Origin of the sequence: Terasakiella sp., from assembly GCF_048267425.1 — a bacterium.
In the GTDB taxonomy this organism is placed as follows: Bacteria; Pseudomonadota; Alphaproteobacteria; order Rhodospirillales; family Terasakiellaceae; genus Terasakiella.
Genome location: NZ_JBLWXN010000009.1, coordinates 90938 through 108872, shown reverse-complemented (window position 1 = coordinate 108872; position 17935 = coordinate 90938). Strand labels below are relative to the sequence as shown.

The window sequence follows — 17935 nt, the reverse complement described above, 5'->3', positions numbered from 1 at the left end:
GACAAGGTACCATGAACGATAAACATACTTCATTCCTGAACATGCCGCGTCGCCGTTTCTTGCAAGGAATCGGTGGCGCCGGGGCAACTGCTATGGGGCTGGGGGCGTGTACAGCGACCCCCGGATGGATTTATACCGGTGAACCCTTGCGCCAGCCCAAAGTCGAACAATCCAAAGACGGAGAACTCAATACCAAAGTCATTGCCCGGATGGGGAATTTCAAGCTGGCAGGTAAAGACGTTTTCTTACGCTGCTATAACAACAAACCGTTGGGCAATACACTGGATGTGCGCGCAGGCGATACGTTAAAGCTCAGACTACGCAACGACCTGCCTTTCAGTCCCTATGACGGCCTATGCCTGACCAAACCCGACCCCAGTATCGACAACACACCACGCGGATTTAGCGTCACCAACATGCACTTGCATGGGCTGCATGTCTCCCCCAAAAAACCTGCCGACGATATCTTTATCACCCTACAATCAGGGGAACATTTCGATTACGAATACCATATTCCCAAGACCCATCCGCCGGGCACCTATTTCTATCATGCCCATGTTCATGGCTCGACCGCCATGCAGGTTGCCAGCGGTATGGCGGGTTGTCTGATTGTACGTGGTGAACTGGACGATATCCCGGAAATCAAGGCCGCGGAAGAAAAAGTCATTTTCATCCAGACCCAACGTTTTGACAAAGACGGCAAATGTGAAAGTTTCAGCATCTTAAACAACGAAGACAAGGCCTATATCAACGGGCAATATCAGCCTGTTATCCGCATTAAAAAAGGCCAAGTACAACGTTGGCGTCTGGTCAATGCCAGCCATATGGTGCCGTTCAACCTATCTATCCAGACTTATCGCTATACCACAACAATGCCGATGACATTGCTGTGTCGTGATGGCAACCCACTGCCCGCCACCAAAGAAATCGAAAGCCTTTATATGGTTGCGGGTAACCGGGCCGATGTGTTGGTCAAAGGGTTCGATCCCGGCACCTATTTTCTGGTGGGTGGCCCCGACTATGGCACACTGGCAACTGTAATTGTTGAAGACGAAGCCGTTCCCGATATGTCGCTATACGCAGGCCCCTTGCCCACCGCGCCGGAACTGGCCCCGATCCCGGAAAGTGAAGTTGCTTTCGGGCGCCGTCTTGATTTTGATTTTGTCTATGGAGAGCATCCCAAATTCACCATCAATAACCAGCCTTTTTCCTGTGACGATACATGGAAAGTTCCCCTGAATGCGGTGGAAGAATGGGAAGTTTACAACCATACTGCCTACCCCCACCCCTTCCATATCCATGTCAATCCGTTTCAGATTGTTTCCGGCGGCGGCATTGATCCGGGCACATGGTTGGATACGATGGAATTCCCGCCTTTCCAACGCATCAAGTTCAGAACCCGTTTTCTGGATTTCACAGGTAAGTATGTTTTCCATTGTCACAACCTGATGCATGAAGATATGGGCATGATGCAAGGGGTTGAGGTTATAGAAACCTGAAAACCGTTTTCTCAAAAAATCGTCGTCGGAAATGACAAACTCATGTAACAAATATATTCACTCTGTGAACAAGCATGTTATAACGTGACCATGACACATTCCGACGACGATATTCCTTTTGGCGGGGCTGACGAGCCACCGCTGGCCGATCCCGACGACTATGCCGCCGGTCCAGATGAAATGGGCCCGCAGGATGCGCCCGTTGACACCCCGGATATAGATCGCGATATCCAGTTGGCGGAGGCTGAAATCCAGCCACCAGCCACCCAGACGGAATGGCTGCCCGCACGTAAGAAAAATGTGCTGGAAATCGAAGGTTTCCGCACACCACCTTGTAACTTTGAAGCCGAAAAAGCCCTGCTCGGTGCCTTGATGGCAAACAACAAGGCTTATGATAAAGTCTCGGAATTTTTACGCCCGGAACATTTCGCCGACCCCATCCATACCAAAGTCTTTGCCGCCTGTATCGCATTGATGGAACGCGGACAAATCGCCGACCCGATCACACTGAGTAACTTCTTTGATCGGGATCAGCAACTCAGTGAAATCGGCGGGAACGAATATCTGGTGGAACTGGCGGCCTCTGCCGTAACCATCATCAACGCGGCAGAATATGGTCGTATTATTTACGATCTGTATATCAAGCGCGAATTGATCCATCTGGGCACAGAAATGGTCAATAAGGCCCATAGCGGTGATGTCACCACAAACGCCGTTGACCAGATCCAGACCGCTGAACAAGCGTTGTTCAATCTTGCCTCTATGGGGGAGGTTGAAGGCGGGTTTAAAAGTTTCCGCGATTCCCTGTTTGAAGCCATCCATCAAGCACAAATCGCCCACCAACGCGGCGGTGGCCTCGCGGGTGTCACGACGGGCTTGCGCGATCTTGATAAAGCTCTTGGCGGTCTACATAAATCCGACCTTCTTATCCTTGCGGGTCGTCCCTCTATGGGGAAAACCGCGCTGGTCACCTGTATCGCCTATAATGCGGCCTATGCCTATAAACGGTCCCAAGGCAAAGAAGGCGGCGTTGTCGGTTTTTATTCCCTTGAGATGTCGGCAGAACAGCTCGCAGGTCGTATCCTGTCGCAAGCTTGCGCGGTGAATTCCAGCGCCATGCGTAAAGGCGAGATGTCGAACGAGGAATTTGAACGCACCGTCGCGGCCTCGCAAGAATTGATGGATACCCCGCTTTATATTGATGACACACCGGGCTTGACGGTCAGTGCGCTACGCACGCGTGCGCGTCGTTTGAAGCGTCAGCATGGTCTAGATTGTATCATCGTTGACTATTTGCAGCTTGTCTCCGGTAGCCCGGAAACCAAAAACAACCGTGTGAACGAAATTTCGGAAATCACACGGGGGCTAAAAATGCTCGCCAAAGAACTGGAAGTGCCCGTCATTGCGCTGTCCCAGCTTTCGCGTGCTGTGGAACAGCGTGAAGATAAGCGCCCGCAACTGTCCGACTTGCGTGAATCCGGCTCGATCGAGCAAGACGCCGACGTGGTTATGTTCATCTATCGGGAATTTTATTATCTTGATCGAAGCGAACCTGTGAAACGCGAAAGCGAAGGCGACGATAAATATTCAGAACGTTACCAGATGTGGGAACAACGCAAGGAAGAGATGGAAAACAGGTCCGAAGTTGTCATCGCAAAACAACGTCACGGTCCACTGGCCAATATCCCGCTCTACTTCAAAGGTGAGTTCACCCAATTCGGGGATCTGGACGAAGAACATATCCCCGACTATTAACCCAAAGATGAGGCTTTGATGTTTGAAACCGCAGGCGGACTGCTGAGCATTGATCTCAGCATCATTCAAGCCAACTATCGCCGCTTGTGCGATGAATTAAACGGCAAGAATTGTTCTGTGGTGGTCAAGGCCGATGCCTATGGCCTGGGGATTGAGCCGGTTTCAAAAGCCTTGTGGGAGGCAGGTGCACGTACCTTTTTTGTTGCCCTGCCCGACGAAGGCGTCGAATTGCGCCATATCCTGCCGGACGCCGATATTCATATCCTTGGCGGCCTGTTTAAAGGCAGCGCAGATGTTTACACAACGCACAACCTTGTCCCTGTTTTAAACAGTCTTGAACAAATTCAGGACTGGCAAAACCGTGCCCGCGCCGATATTCAGGTCGATACCGGCATGACACGTCTGGGAATCGCCCCACAAGACATTGGGCAAATTCCATCTGGATTAAATACCGATGTGTTGATGAGCCATTTCGCCTGTGCCGATGAACGGGACCATCCATTAAGTATTCAACAAATCGAAACATTTACACAGGCGGTTCAACAGATTGAACATACACGGGCCAGCCTGTGTAATTCCGCCGGTATTTTCCTTGGAGAAAAGGCCCATTTCGATCTTGGACGACCGGGATGTTCCCTTTATGGGATCAACCCGACACCCCATACCACCAATCCCATGCAAAATCCTGTACACTTACAAGGCAAGGTCATACAAGTGCATGAGATTGACACTCAACAAAGCGTTGGATATGGTGCCACTTACAAGTTGCATGCAGGACAAAAACTGGCAACAATCGCCGTGGGTTATGCCGATGGTTACTTGCGCAGCCTCAGTTCCAATGCCGCCGTTTATGTGGAAGGACAGGCCGCACAAGTTATCGGTCGAGTATCGATGGATGCCATTGGCATTGATGTTAGTGGGATGAAATGCGAAGAAGGCCAGTACGTCGATGTTATCGGCCCGAACAATACGCCGGATGATTTGGCAAAATGGGCGGGGACAATCGGCTACGAAATTTTGACATCGCTGGGCCGTCGTTATAAGCGGATCTATAAGGGATAGGAACAAAACAAAAAATGAATTTTCTCCAACCTATCGGGCATTATGTTCTGAAATTTTTTGGCTCGGTCGGTCGTCTGGTTCTCTTTACCCTGACCGCCCTGTCCCATTGTATCCGCCCGCCATTCTATCCGCGCGCCATTCTGCGCCAGATGATTGAAATCGGCTATTTCTCGTTGCCTGTCGTCGGGCTGACAACCGTCTTTGCCGGGATGGTCCTTGCCTTGCAAAGCTACACCGGGTTTTCCCGTTTTTCTGCTGAAGGCGCGATTGCCAATGTGGTGGTGCTCTCCATCACCCGCGAACTTGGTCCCGTTCTGGCAGGTCTGATGGTCACAGGGCGGATCGGCGCCTCAATGGCTGCTGAACTGGGCACCATGCGTGTCACAGAACAGGTTGATGCCTTGACCACATTGTCCACCAACCCGTTCAAATATCTGGTTGTGCCCCGTATTCTGGCAGGCATCACCATGTTACCGATTTTGGTCTTGATCGGTGATATCATCGGTGTGTTGGGCGGTTATCTCGTTGCCGTTTATCAATTGGGCTTCAATGCGTCCAACTACATCCAGTCCACGTGGGAATTTATGGAAAATATGGATGTGGTCTCCGGTCTGGTGAAAGCGGCGGTCTTCGGCTTTATCATTACCTTGATGGGCTGCTATCACGGTTATACCTCCAAGGGCGGCGCGCAAGGCGTCGGCAAGGCGACGACGGATGCGGTGGTTTCCGCGTCCATCCTCATCCTGTGTTTCAATTATCTTCTCACCATGATGTTTTTTGACAAATGAGCGATATTCCAAAAATCCGCCTGCGCAATGTGCATAAAGCCTTCGGCCCGAAAACCGTTTTAAACGGCCTTGATCTGGATGTGATGCCCGGTGAATCCGTTGTCATTATCGGCGGGTCCGGAACCGGGAAATCCGTCACATTGAAATGTACCCTCGGCCTGATGGAACCGGACAGCGGCACCATTGAAGTCGACGGCGAAAATGTTGTTGGTTTGGGCTCGCGTGAGCGCGAACGGGTCAATCATAAATTTTCCATGCTGTTTCAGGGCGGGGCATTGTTTGACTCCTTACCTGTTTGGGAAAATGTCGCCTTTGGTCCCATTGCTGACAAGACCATCACACGCAAACAAGGCAAAGAACTCGCCATTGAAAAACTCGCCCAAGTTGGCATGCCGGCTGAGGTTGCCGATCTTTATCCCAGCGAATTGTCCGGTGGGATGCAAAAACGGGTCGGTCTGGCGCGTGCCATTGCCGGCGATCCTGAAATTATCTTTTTTGACGAACCCACAACCGGGCTGGACCCGATCATGGCGGATGTCATCAACGACCTGATTGTCAAAGTCACGCGCGAGCTGGGATCCACCGGCTTGTCCATCACACATGACATGGCAAGTGCACGCAAAATCGCGGACCGCATCGCCATGCTTTATCAGGGAAAAATCATCTGGCAAGGCCCGGCAGACAGCATTGATCATTGCGATAACCCCTATGTTCAGCAATTCATCAATGGTCGGGCTGACGGTCCCATTGAAATGGCGGTTCGAAAGTAACATCCCATGCGTCGCTTCCTGATTGCTTCCTCTGTTCTCCTTCTCTTGACAGGATGCTTAAACAGCTATCCCTTGGGAATGAGCGAAGAAGAATGGATGCGTTTAAGTCCCGATCAGCAATTTCAGGCCCGTAGTCAACAGGCCGAGATCGATGAACAAAAGCGCATGGAACGCGAAGCCCGCGCCGAAGCAGAACGTTTACGTCAGACTATGGAAGAACAAGCCTATCAAGATCGCATCGATCACAACTACCGCCATGCCCGGTACGGCGATGTCATTCAGTGCGTTCTGGAACAGTCTGTCATTGATTTCAAACCCGGTTGGCGCGATGGCGAACCTGTCGGCTTTACCTTGGTACGCGGTGAAGGCAAGCTCATTGATATACACTCTGCCCGCGATCAAAAGACCACATCCCTGTGGGTCGGCCTAGATGATAATGGAATGACCCTGCGCCTTTGTCGCAAAGAACCAACCGGGCATATGGGTAATAACAAATCCTGCACCGACATCGTTGGCACAACGCGTCAATACCACCGTGGCCTACGTCAGGCTTTTAATCATAATGATATGCGCGGGAGCCTTTATTGCACGCTCACAAGATAAGTGAACATACTTAAGTATAATTTGCGATGGCCCTTGTTTTGTGGACACGGTACACTTTCACACAAAAATGATAAACATACCGCCAGAAAAGAACTTAGGACCTTAAAAGATATGGTCAAACATACGAAGAAAGCAATTTGTTGCCTTCAAAAGAGGGCACGAGCGCTTTCACTTTTATTCATTTGCCTCGTATTAAGCTCACAGGTGAGTGCAAAAGATTTTGAAGTTCGTGTAGGTTTTTCGCATTTTCCACCTTGGCAAACCTCCAAAGGTAAAAACTGGACGGGCGGTCTGGACAAGCTCATTCTCGACAAGCTGGTCGTTGAGCTTGAGAAAAAGTACGATATTCACCTAACGATTATTCCTAAAAAATGCCCATTGAAACGCTGCCTGCGTGAATTACAGATGGGGGCGCTTGATCTGAAAACAGGATTGCTCAAACAAAAGAACCGAGAAGAATACCTTGCTTTTATCGAACCGCCATATCAATCCCATACCAATAAAGTTATCTATTACGATCCGGCCCGTATGAACGATATCAAACATATTTCAGACCTCTATGGATATCGCATCGGCGTTGCACGTGGGGCGACAATTTTTCCCGAATTCGATCAGGATAAAAGAATACAAAAAACTCCGACGAACGGAACCTCTAGCGGTCTACGACTTGTCTGTGCTGAACGACTTGATGCCTTTATCGGTACAGAACTGGTGATGGATTATATCCTTTCCAAGAAAGAGAATTGCACGCATTTGCGTAAAACCTCATTGATATATAAATCACAAACGGCAGGATATTTTGCCATATCTAAACTCTCTCCGCTCGTTGAAGTTTTGCCGCAGCTCAACAGCGCGATGGACCAGCTTGTCAAAAGTGGTGAAATTGATCGATTGGTTGAAACCTTTAAACGTAAATAATTCTCTCTTTCCTCCGCACCTGCGCTATGCCATAAACAGTATTCTAATTTCGGCGATAAGGCTTTCTTCTTAAATGGCAAAACCTAAAACATCTTTTGTCTGTCAGTCCTGCGGGGCGTCGTACAATAAATGGCAAGGACAATGCACGTCCTGTAATGAATGGAACACCCTGTCTGAAGAAGCCGTCCCGGAAAGTATCCCCAAGGGAATGGGCACCGCCAAAGGGCGTAAAATCGATTTTGTCAGTCTGGATGGAGAAGAAAAAACACCGCCGCGTCGTATCACGGGTATCGGGGAATTTGACCGTGTGTGTGGGGGCGGCCTTGTGCCCGGTTCCGTGATTTTGGTCGGTGGTGATCCGGGGATCGGGAAATCCACCATTTTGCTGCAAGTCATGGCATCACTGTCTAAGGATTACAATGCAGCCTATATTTCCGGTGAGGAAGCCATTGATCAGGTTCGCTTGCGTGCCCGTCGTCTTGGTCATGAAAAATCCAAAGTCAAGCTGGCTTCCGCAACCAATGTGCGCAACATTCTGACCACGCTGGAAGATGAAAAACCCGATGTGGTCGTGATTGATTCCATTCAAACCCTTTATATTGATACGCTGGACAGCGCACCGGGAACGGTCTCCCAAGTTCGATCATCCGCGAATGAATTGATCCGTCATGCCAAACGACAAGGATTTGTGCTGTTCCTCGTCGGTCATGTCACCAAAGAAGGGACAATCGCCGGGCCACGTGTGCTGGAACATATGGTGGATACAGTCCTTTATTTCGAAGGGGATCGCGGGCACCAGTTCCGTATTTTGCGCGGTGTTAAAAACCGTTTTGGCGCAACCGACGAAATCGGCGTATTTGAAATGACCGAGGGCGGCTTGCAAGAAGTGCCCAACCCATCCGCCCTGTTCCTGTCCGATCGTAAAGGCGATGTCTCCGGGTCCTGCGTTTTTGCCGGGATTGAAGGATCCCGCCCCATGTTGGTTGAGGTTCAAGCCCTGCTGTCCCCGTCTGCCCTTGCCACACCGCGGCGCGCCGTTGTTGGCTGGGATAGTTCACGCCTTGCTATGATCATGGCAGTGTTTGATACCCGTTGCGGCCTTGGCATGGGCGGCAATGATGTCTATCTTAACATTGCAGGTGGGTTGAAAATTGCCGAACCCGCCGCAGATTTGGCCGTGGCAGCCGCACTTGCATCGTCTCTCAGCGGGGTTGCTGTGCCGCAAGAAACGGTTATTTTCGGCGAAATCGGTTTATCCGGTGAAGTCCGCGCCGTCGGACAAATGGAATCGCGCCTGAAAGAGGCTGCAAAACTGGGCTTCACGCGCGCCATCATCCCGGAACGACAAAAACGCAATAAAAAAGATAAAGATAAAGGCCTGAAAGATAGTGGCCTTGAAGTTTGGGAGATCGGACACGTACAAGAACTGTTGTCTTTCTTCCCGATGAAGGATAAATAGACCCAAAGGAAAATGGAGCCTTATTGAATGGAAAACCTGCCCATCAGTATCACGGACATTGTTGTCTTTGTGATTCTGCTTTTGTCTGGACTATTGGCACTATCACGCGGATTTGTTCACGAAGTTCTTTCCATTGGTTCCTGGGTTGGTGCTGCCGTGGGCGCGCTTTACGGGTTTCCGTATGTTCGCCCTTATGTGCGCGACCTGATCCAAACTGAATTTATTGCAGATATTGTCGCGGGGGCAGGCACCTTTATCATTGCCCTGATTGTCCTGACCATTGTCACCAAACTGGTGGCGGAACAAGTTCAGGGCAGCGCCTTAAACCCATTGGATCGCAGCCTTGGCTTTGTTTTTGGATTGTTACGCGGTGTAATTATCGTTTGCCTGCTTTACGGGGCAATCGAATGGATGCTGCCCGCCGACAAACAGCCCAACTGGATGCGGGATGCGAAAACCATGCCCTTGATCGAGCAGGGCACCTCTTTTTTAAAGGGATTAGTCCCCAGCGATACAGCAGACGAAATTAAGAAAAAAGCAGATGATACCCGCGATAAAACCAATAACGCGATCGAACTGCAAAAAACCTTCGAAAAAATACTGACCCCGAACGCGAAATCGGATACAACCCCACCCACGGACCCACAAGGATATGACCAACAGGAACGCAACAATCTGGACCGTCTTATCCGCAACGCCCAATAGGGCCTTTGATGAGCATCGAGAAGCCATGACCGATATCGACCTGATGAGCACCAACCCTTTCGACGACGACAAGCTCCATGAAGAATGCGGCGTCTTCGGTATTTACGACCATAAAGACGCTGCCGCGCACGCTGCCCTTGGCCTGCACGCCCTGCAACACCGCGGTCAAGAAGCCTGCGGTATTTTTTCTTTTGACGGTCAACAATTCCATTCCCACAAAGGTATGGGACTGGTCGGAGACAACTTTTCTGAAAGTGCGGTGATTGACCAGCTTAAGGGGAACACAGCAATTGGCCATGTGCGCTACGCCACAACCGGCGGCACGGTCTTGCGCAACGTCCAACCCCTGTTTGCAGAATTCGAATTTGGCGGCCTTGCGATTGCCCATAACGGCAATTTGACCAACACGCAGGCCGTGCGTCGCACCTTGGTGCGCCGTGGTTGTATTTTCCAATCCGACATGGACACCGAAGTCATCGTACATCTTGTTGCCGTCAGCCTTTATGCAACGGTGGAAGATCGTATCATTGACGCGCTGCGCCAAATCGAAGGCGCTTATTCTCTTGTAGCGATGACCAAAGACAGCATGATCGGTGTGCGCGACCCCAATGGTGTGCGCCCCCTTGCCATCGGGAAATTGGATGATACCTATATTATCGCCTCTGAATCCTGTGCCTTTGACATTATTGGTGCCGATTTTGTGCGGGATGTGGAACCGGGCGAAGTCGTCATCATCAATAAAGACGGTATCCAGTCCATCAAACCGTTCGGCCCGCAAAAAGGCCGCTTCTGTGTCTTTGAATATATCTATTTTGCCCGTCCCGACTCCCTGATTGAAAACCGCAGCGTTTACGAAGTCCGTAAAGCCATCGGTGCAGAACTGGCCCGTGAAAGCGGCGTCGATGTGGATATGGTCGTTCCGGTCCCCGATTCCGGTGTTCCGTCAGCCATCGGTTATGCCGCAGAAGCCAATGTTGCGTTTGAGCTGGGTATTATCCGTAACCATTATGTCGGGCGGACCTTTATCGAACCCACGCAAGAAATCCGTCACCTGGGCGTGCGGATGAAACACAATGCCAACCTTGCCTCCGTTAAGGGCAAACGTATTGTTCTGGTCGATGATTCCATCGTGCGCGGAACGACATCAAAGAAAATTGTCGATATGATGCGCCATGCCGGGGCCGCTGAAGTTCATATGCGAATTTCCAGCCCGCCGACCGCATGGCCTTGCTTCTATGGTATCGACACACCACGCCGTGAAAAATTGCTGGCTGGTCAATATAGCGTGGAAGAAATGGCAAAAATCATCGGGGCAGACAGCCTTGCCTTTATTTCCATCGACGGTATGTATCGCGCAGTTGGCGAAGCCAAACGCAACAATGACAGCCCACAGTTCTGTGACGCTTGCTTCACCGGGGAATACCCGACCCGTCTGCAGGACCACGATGACGAGGTTGCCGACGATAAACAACCTTCCCTTCCCCTGTTGGCTGAGAAAGGCAAATAAGAAATGGCAAAAGCATTAGAAGGCCGTATTGCTGTTATCACTGGTGCTTCACGTGGGATTGGTCGCGCTGTTGCTTTACGATATGCCGCGGAAGGGGCGCATGTCATTTTGATTGCCCGCACCATTGCCGCCTTGGAAGAAGTCGACGACGAAATTCAAGCCTTGGGTGGAAAAGCGACATTGGTTCCCATGAACCTGCGTGAGTTTGATAAAATCGACCAGATGGGACAGGCCCTTTATGATCGTTTTGGAAAAATCGACATTCTGGTTGGCAATGCTGGCTTTTTAGGTGACCTCACGCCCATGTCCCATTTGAAAGTCAAAATGTGGAACGAGGTTATGGATACCAATGTGACGGCGAATTTCCGTCTTATTCGTTCTATGGAACCTTTATTGAAACAATCCGATGCCGGACGCGCCATCTTCCTGTCCAGTGGCACAACCAAAGCGCCACGGGCCTATTGGGCGGCTTACGCCGTTTCAAAGGCTGCACTTGAAAATATGGTGCAGACCTGGTCTATGGAATTAAATAAAACCAATATCAAAGCCAACCTGATTGATCCCGGTGCCACCCGCACCCGCATGCGCGCACAGGCTTACCCCGGTGAAAACCCGGACAGCCTGAAATCACCGGAGGTTCTGACAGACCTGTTCGTCGAACTTGCCCTTCCCACCTGTGACAAACAAGGCGAAGTGGTTCGTTACGAAGCATAAAGGCTTTTATTTTACAAGATTGCGATGACACCCTGATCCATGATCGGGGTGTTTTTATTTTAATGCGCGTTTTTACCTTCGTCCACGCTGTCGAGCAGGCTTTCGAAATCGCTGGCAACCGCAAGGCCCCATTCATCCACACATTTGGCAAGATAGCCCTGACCTTCTTTTTTGGTCATACGCACAGTTTTCTTGTCCTGACCGCCAATGTCTAGGCTTAAGATATCCAAACCGTCGCGATTGGTGACACGCACCCACTGCAACCAGTTTTTATTTTGTTCAAACCGGGCTTGAAACAAGGCCAGTTCTTCGTCAGTAAACATGAGTTTCGCCATGTTTAACCCTCCTGTAAAACAGTCAGATTTCGAAACTCCCCTTGGTGTACGACAGCTTCCTTTTATGATGACTCTATCGTTCATTGCTGCACTGCATAAATATATGTTGCAGCGCACCAATAATCAAGCCTAAAAAAAGAGGCCTTCGTATAAGGCCCCTTTTTTCGACGTTCTGAACGGGTTATTGGTCGATTTTACTGACCTCGGAATTCAGGCGTTCACGTTCATTCTCATAGGAATCGAGTACCCAGCTCAAATGCGAACGCATCGCCACCTTGGCTGCCAGACCGTCGCGTGATTTAATGGCTTCCAAAACATCTTTATGCTGGGCAAGGGCCAAACCATCCTCTGCCGGTTCCTGAAACAGGTCATATTGGTGAAATTCAAGACTGGAGGCAATGATATCGCGGATAACATCCATGATATGCATATAAACCGCACTGCCGGACGCACGCGCCAACATATAATGGAAATTAAACTCCTGCGAAGCCTTGTCTTTTGGGGCGGCAGAACCTTTTTGCTGGCGCTGTTTTTCCAAGGCATTGCTTAAATCAGCAATTTGATCATCCGTCGCCCGTTCTGCAGCACGTCGCGCAGCCCAGACTTCCAATAAGGCGCGAATTTCAGCCAGATCATGCAGGTTTTGTTCTTTTACTTTTGCCAGTTCACCCAACGGTGATGACATATCACCCGCAGCCGCAAGAATACGCGTTCCACCACCTTGCACGGCCTCCAAAAAACCTTGTGCTTTCAAACTTTGCAAGGCTGCACGCACCGACACCCGACTAACACCCATTTTTTCGGCAAGTTGTCGTTCACCCGGCAAGCGTTCACCTGGAGACAAATCACCATCGGCAATCATAGCCATAATACGGGCAGCAACACGATCGGACAGCAGGCCGCTTTTTGCCTTTGCGCTACCTGAATTCGATTTCTCCTCCATGACCTTCTCCTTTATCTATTCCCCATAGGCCCTATATATACCGACTTTCGCGCAGAAAGCAAAAGAACAGTCAATCTAGCGAACAATATTTATGAGTTTGTAGCACTCTCCTGTATAGTTGGAAAAATGAAGAACGAAAATGACATTACCTTCGAGCCGCTTCTCGGCGCGCACGATCCGAGCCCTTATGAAATCCTCAATCAGGATAGTAATACGCCCTTGTTGCTGATCTGCGATCATGCCAGCAACCGTATTCCTGAAAAGCTGGATAATATGGGACTAAGTGAAAAAGAACTGAGTTACCACATTGCCCTTGATATCGGTGCGGCAGGTGTCACACGTGCTTTGTCAAAAAAACTCGATGCACCGGCTGTCCTTTGTAACTATTCCCGTCTTGTGATCGATTGTAACCGCCAACCCGGTGACCCATCCTCCATCCCGGAAATCAGCGATGGGATCACGGTGCCTGCCAACCATTGCCTGAGTGAAAGCCAACAAGTCGAACGCAGCGAAGCCGTTTTCTGGCCCTATCACCATGCCATTACCGAAACAGGTGCCCATCTGTGGCGAAAAGGCACACCACCGGCCTTGTTTTCCATTCACAGCTTCACCCCGGAATTAATGTCGCGCACAGAAGACCGCCCGTGGCATATCGCTATTCTTTGGAAACGCGATCCCCGCCTTGCCAGTCCGTTGATTGAAATTCTAAGCCGCAAAACAGGCTTGATTGTTGGGGATAATGTCCCCTATTCCGGTTGGGAAGATGCCTATTCCATCGATTTACACGGCGCGGCCCCCGGCTTGCCCTACTGTGCCATCGAATTGCGACAGGATTTAATCGACACACCCAAGAAACAACAGGAATGGGGCGATATCTTAAGTAACGCCCTCTTGGAAATTTTCAAAGATCGTTCCATTTTCAACGTTAAACATTACTGAGGCAACTGATGTCCGTTCGTGAACCCAGCTGGACCATTGGCATAGAAGAAGAATATCTGATGGTCGATTGTGAGACAGGTAATCTTGCGACCCGGTCACTGGATGATCTCATGGCCGCTTTGCAAACAGACTTAAAAGATCTGGTGCGACCTGAATTCCTGCAATCCCAAGTCGAAGTCGGCACGCGTGTCTGCAAAGATGTCAAAGAAGCCCGCGCCCAATTGGCATGGCTTCGTCAAAGCGTTGCCGATATCGGACAAAAATTTGGTGTCGCCCCCATTGCGGCCTCAACCCATCCCCATGCGGAATGGGGGGAACAAACCCATACGGACGCCGAACGTTACCACACCTTTGCCCAAGATATGCAAGCGGTCGTGCGTCGTTTAATTATTTCCGGCATGCATGTCCATGTGGGGATCGATGATGATGATTTGCGCATCGACCTGATGAATCAGGTATCGTATTTCCTGCCCCATCTTTTGTGTCTCAGTACCTCATCCCCCATGTGGCGCGGGCACGATACGGGTTTAAAATGTTATCGCTTAAGTGTGTTTGACGAACTGCCGCGCACAGGATTGCCGGAACTTTTTGACAGTTATAGCGAATATCAAAAACACGTCGATGCCTTGATCGACGTCGGGATGATCAAGGATGCAACTATGCTATGGTGGGACGTGCGACCGGCTGTAAAATTCCCCACACTGGAAATGCGTATCACCGATGTCTGCACCACATTGGATGACGCCATTGGTATTGCCTGCCTTTTCCAATGCCTGTTACGCATGCTCTATCGCCTGCGCCGTAATAACCAGCGCTGGCGGACCTATCGTACAATGTTAATCGATGAAAATCGCTGGCGGGCTCAGCGCTACGGATTGGATGCAGGCCTCGTGGATTTCGGTAAAGGGACTTTGGTTAATTTCAAAGATCTACTGGAAGAATTGATAGAAATGCTTAAAGACGATGCAGAAGCCCTGAACTGCACAGAAGAATTGCACAGTTTGCGCGATATTTTGGCACGCGGCACTAGTTCACATCGCCAGATAAAAGTCTTTAATCAAGCCAAAGAAGACGGTGCGAATGATCTGGAAGCCTGTCAGGCGGTTACTCACTGGTTAAAGTCTGAAACCGTGCGTGGATTATAATATGCTTACTGTGACAGAAGCCATTCAGCACTTTTTTCCAGCTCTTCACGAGGGATATCGCGCAGCAATGTTTCTTGTAAATCCATCAAAGTAACCGCCCGCAACTGATCGCGCCAGGCCTCGTCTGCATTCCACATCACACGGGCAATCGCGCAGGGTTTGGCAGGTTTGCTTTTTTCTTCAAGACAAGGGTTATTCCCTCGGATTTCTGTACAGTTAAACGTATTGCGTCTGCCTTCTACGGCTTCGACAATATCTAAAAAACTGATTTCGCGGGCGGGACGGGCCAATCGATAACCGCCTTTTGGGCCAAGCGTACCTTCAACCAAACCGGCTTGCGAAATTGCTTGAAGTGCTTTGGACAAATACTCTTTCGGTACACCGTGGAACTCGGACAACGCTTTGGTGGAAATGCGTTTGCCGTCCGGTAAGGCGGCAATGACTGCACAACAATGTAACGCCCATTCCACTTGATTCTTTAAAATCATCGCTGTTTTCCCGTTTTCGATCGAAGTCTCCCTCTTTGTACCCAATATTCAATGCAAAAGAAAGACGATCCCCATTTCGCCGAGGATCATCCATTTCATATACTACGTTAAACCAAACCGGCTTTTGTCAAACCGAACGCCTCATCCGCCGAGCCCGGCGCGGCTTGGAACGGAACGGCCAAACGGTTCCAGCTATTGATCGCCATCACTGCGAAGTTCAGATCACATAATTCTTTCTCTGAAAAATGTTCCCGTGTTTCGGCATAAAGGGCGTCAGAAACACCCTCGCGCGACAAACGGGTCACTTCTTCCGCCCACGCCAAGGCGGCACGTTCGCGGTCCGTAAACAAGGCTGATTCCCGCCATGCCCCCAAATGATATAAACGCAATTCACGCTCCCCATGAATTTTGGCCTGCTTAACGTGCATATCCAGACAAAACGCACAGCCGTTTAACATGGAAACGCGAATATCCACGAGATGCAACAAAGTTTGATCAATGGAGGTTTCCTGCTTGGTTGCCATAGAAAACGCCGCCATCTTTTCCAAAATTGCCGGAGAGGTTTCAAAATGATTCAGTCGATTAGACATAGGGGGGATCCTTTTAAATATTAATTACGGATATTCTTTATCCTTAATTAATTATCAGATGTCAACCCTCTCCTTTTTTCATAGTCAAAACTTGAGAGATAAATAAAAAAAGGGCCGGAGAAAGCTCCGACCCTTTTCAATCAATTAAAATGTTGTTTACCAGCCTTGGTCCTGATCATCGACTTTCAGAACTTGTCCAGTTTTCTCTTTGACCGCTAACTGCAAACCTTGCAGCAATTCACGACCCAAGACACCGCCATCTCCCATGATTTTTTCACGCAAAACAGCACGCATGGCATCAATATGGGCTTTGACCACTTCAACGGCAGCATCCGTTTCCTTACAGCCTTCCACCGTACATTCGTAGAGCATCTTTCCGAAGATTGAAATCAATGGATAGCCAAAGGTCCCGCCTTGGCCCCGTAATTCGTGAGCAAGCAAGTTGATTTTATGGAAGTGATCTCCGCGTGCCCCCGGTGCCAAGAGGGCCTCGGTACAAAGGTTGGACAATTGAGACAGATATTCCAGCGCCCAATCATGGAAGCTTGCAGAAGATCGTTCTAATTCCTGTTCTGCCTGATCCAGCAAATCCTGTGGCAGGGAACCGCCACCTTTCATCCCCATCCCACCGACTTTATCTTTCAAACGGTTGGGAAGACGGAAATACCAAACGCCAGAATCCGTTTTAGCTTTCTTCTTTTCACCGGAATAAACGATTGTAATGTCATCTTCTGTGGTTTCGCGCCGTTCCACATTATTGGGTGCCGGTTCGTTGCGACGGCGACGATCCGGGCCGTGATAGTTATGTGTTGTAACAAACTGGCGTGGAAAATCGATCAATTCCATCAATCGTTTATAAACACTGTCCACCGAAAAAGGCTTGGCCAAAAATTCTGAAACGCCCATATCACGGGCCGCATGCACATAATCGTTATCTGCCGCACCACTCATCATAATAAAGGGCATAAACCGATTGGGCGATTCTTTTGCAGCACGCACCCAGCGCAATAACAACAAACCATTTGCCGGTGACATGATCAAATCAGAAATAATCAGGTCCACACCACCCGGATTGTTTGGTCCCCCAGCGGCCTTGAGAAAATCAATCGCCTGCACGCCGTTTTCACAGGTGACGAGTTTGCGAATTTCAAATGAGCGCAATAGATTCGCCATCGTATCGCGTACAAATGCATTATCTTCCACCAACATGACGGAAAGGCGTTCAAGATGATAACGAGCCACTGGACTTCAACCCCGTTTTGTTTTGCTTATCTCCTTTAATTGATTGCACAAAATCCAAGCCTGACGCAAGCGAAAGAGGTCGTCTCACCCCTTGAATAGCAATTTTTTTTTATCCTTTCGTATATGTCGAACAAACTTGCATGTCTCAAGCGAGCTGTTTATCTTCGGCACAACAGATTTATGACACAGACCAACAAGGGATCAAATTATGGCTGAAGTCGGCGGAATTGCAGGCGATCACCTGCGCTCTTTCATTGAACGTATCGAACGCCTTGAAGAAGAAAAAGCAGCCCTCGCTGCCGATATCAAGGATGTTTATGCTGAAGCCAAAGGAACCGGCTTCGACGTTAAAATCATGCGTCAACTTGTCCGCCTGCGTAAAATGGAAGACCATGATCGCACGGAACAAGAAGAGATTCTGGATCTATATAAACGCGCACTGGGTATGGAATAAGAACATATCCATACAAACT

19 protein-coding genes are annotated in these 17935 nt (G+C 49.7%); 14 read left to right on the top strand and 5 right to left on the bottom strand.

Translation table 11 applies throughout. The annotated features are described in order from the left end of the window. Positions 1 to 11 precede the first annotated feature (11 nt). The 11 genes from ACN0VA_RS14125 (at position 12) to ACN0VA_RS14075 (ending at position 11780) form a co-directional block, all read left to right on the top strand. The gene (locus ACN0VA_RS14125) at positions 12 to 1499 is read left to right on the top strand and encodes a multicopper oxidase family protein (protein WP_417821778.1); all 1488 of its coding nucleotides are present in this window, start codon (positions 12 to 14) and stop codon (positions 1497 to 1499) included. 90 nt (positions 1500 to 1589) lie between these two features. Next, positions 1590 to 3254 (top strand): replicative DNA helicase, encoded by a 1665-nt coding sequence (locus ACN0VA_RS14120; RefSeq protein ID WP_417821777.1) that lies wholly within the window; start codon positions 1590 to 1592, stop codon positions 3252 to 3254. A gap of 18 nt (positions 3255 to 3272) precedes the next feature. Beyond that, on the top strand, positions 3273 to 4316 hold the full coding sequence (alr, locus tag ACN0VA_RS14115; protein ID WP_417821776.1) for an alanine racemase: 1044 nt from the start codon (positions 3273 to 3275) through the stop codon (positions 4314 to 4316). Positions 4317 to 4330: 14 nt separating this feature from the next. After that, a complete protein-coding gene (locus tag ACN0VA_RS14110; protein ID WP_188662172.1) occupies positions 4331 to 5104 on the top strand; it encodes an MlaE family ABC transporter permease in 774 nt (257 codons plus the stop codon). Next, a complete protein-coding gene (locus ACN0VA_RS14105) occupies positions 5101 to 5874 on the top strand; it encodes an ABC transporter ATP-binding protein (protein ID WP_417821775.1) in 774 nt (257 codons plus the stop codon). Before ACN0VA_RS14110 ends, ACN0VA_RS14105 begins: the two co-directional genes overlap by 4 nt. A 6-nt stretch (positions 5875 to 5880) precedes the next feature. Then, positions 5881 to 6477: a hypothetical protein gene (locus ACN0VA_RS14100; protein ID WP_417821774.1), complete on the top strand. Its 597-nt coding sequence runs from the start codon at positions 5881 to 5883 to the stop codon at positions 6475 to 6477. A 204-nt stretch (positions 6478 to 6681) separates the two neighbouring features. After that, positions 6682 to 7395 carry a substrate-binding periplasmic protein gene (locus tag ACN0VA_RS14095; RefSeq protein ID WP_417821773.1) on the top strand — a complete coding sequence of 238 codons (714 nt, stop codon included), beginning with the start codon at positions 6682 to 6684 and terminating at the stop codon, positions 7393 to 7395. A gap of 73 nt (positions 7396 to 7468) precedes the next feature. Next, the gene (gene radA / locus ACN0VA_RS14090) at positions 7469 to 8854 is read left to right on the top strand and encodes a DNA repair protein RadA (protein WP_417821772.1); all 1386 of its coding nucleotides are present in this window, start codon (positions 7469 to 7471) and stop codon (positions 8852 to 8854) included. Between the two features lie 27 nt (positions 8855 to 8881). Next, positions 8882 to 9559 carry a CvpA family protein gene (locus ACN0VA_RS14085; protein ID WP_417821770.1) on the top strand — a complete coding sequence of 226 codons (678 nt, stop codon included), beginning with the start codon at positions 8882 to 8884 and terminating at the stop codon, positions 9557 to 9559. Between the two features lie 40 nt (positions 9560 to 9599). Continuing rightward, positions 9600 to 11066 (top strand): amidophosphoribosyltransferase, encoded by a 1467-nt coding sequence (gene purF / locus ACN0VA_RS14080; protein WP_417821844.1) that lies wholly within the window; start codon positions 9600 to 9602, stop codon positions 11064 to 11066. 3 nt (positions 11067 to 11069) lie between these two features. Then, on the top strand, positions 11070 to 11780 hold the full coding sequence (locus ACN0VA_RS14075; protein ID WP_417821769.1) for an SDR family NAD(P)-dependent oxidoreductase: 711 nt from the start codon (positions 11070 to 11072) through the stop codon (positions 11778 to 11780). Between the two features lie 59 nt (positions 11781 to 11839). On the opposite strand, the gene ACN0VA_RS14070 is transcribed toward ACN0VA_RS14075, so the two are convergent. Continuing rightward, entirely contained in the window at positions 11840 to 12115 is a 276-nt protein-coding gene (locus ACN0VA_RS14070) for a hypothetical protein (protein WP_188662186.1), read from the bottom strand. A 181-nt stretch (positions 12116 to 12296) separates the two neighbouring features. Further along, positions 12297 to 13058, bottom strand: coding sequence for a FadR/GntR family transcriptional regulator (locus tag ACN0VA_RS14065; RefSeq protein WP_188662188.1), 762 nt, complete (start codon positions 13056 to 13058; stop codon positions 12297 to 12299). A gap of 126 nt (positions 13059 to 13184) precedes the next feature. Between ACN0VA_RS14065 and ACN0VA_RS14060 the strand changes: the two genes are divergently transcribed. Together ACN0VA_RS14060 and ACN0VA_RS14055 are read left to right on the top strand one after the other, a co-directional pair. Continuing rightward, the gene (locus ACN0VA_RS14060; protein ID WP_417821768.1) at positions 13185 to 13997 is read left to right on the top strand and encodes an N-formylglutamate amidohydrolase; all 813 of its coding nucleotides are present in this window, start codon (positions 13185 to 13187) and stop codon (positions 13995 to 13997) included. A gap of 8 nt (positions 13998 to 14005) precedes the next feature. Further along, a complete protein-coding gene (locus tag ACN0VA_RS14055) occupies positions 14006 to 15142 on the top strand; it encodes a carboxylate-amine ligase (RefSeq protein ID WP_417821767.1) in 1137 nt (378 codons plus the stop codon). Between the two features lie 5 nt (positions 15143 to 15147). On the opposite strand, the gene ACN0VA_RS14050 is transcribed toward ACN0VA_RS14055, so the two are convergent. The 3 genes from ACN0VA_RS14050 to ACN0VA_RS14040 all read right to left on the bottom strand — a co-directional run bounded on the left by ACN0VA_RS14050 (position 15148) and on the right by ACN0VA_RS14040 (position 17462). Next, positions 15148 to 15630, bottom strand: a complete 483-nt coding sequence (locus ACN0VA_RS14050) for an RrF2 family transcriptional regulator (RefSeq protein ID WP_417821766.1) — start codon at positions 15628 to 15630, stop codon at positions 15148 to 15150. A gap of 107 nt (positions 15631 to 15737) precedes the next feature. Then, complete coding sequence (locus ACN0VA_RS14045; RefSeq protein WP_417821765.1) at positions 15738 to 16220, bottom strand: carboxymuconolactone decarboxylase family protein; 483 nt, start codon at positions 16218 to 16220, stop codon at positions 15738 to 15740. A gap of 156 nt (positions 16221 to 16376) precedes the next feature. Continuing rightward, positions 16377 to 17462, bottom strand: a complete 1086-nt coding sequence (locus tag ACN0VA_RS14040) for a response regulator (protein ID WP_417821764.1) — start codon at positions 17460 to 17462, stop codon at positions 16377 to 16379. A gap of 208 nt (positions 17463 to 17670) precedes the next feature. On the opposite strand from ACN0VA_RS14040, the gene ACN0VA_RS14035 reads away from it, so the two are divergent. After that, on the top strand, positions 17671 to 17916 hold the full coding sequence (locus ACN0VA_RS14035) for a DUF2312 domain-containing protein (protein ID WP_188662202.1): 246 nt from the start codon (positions 17671 to 17673) through the stop codon (positions 17914 to 17916). Positions 17917 to 17935: the final 19 nt, after the last annotated feature.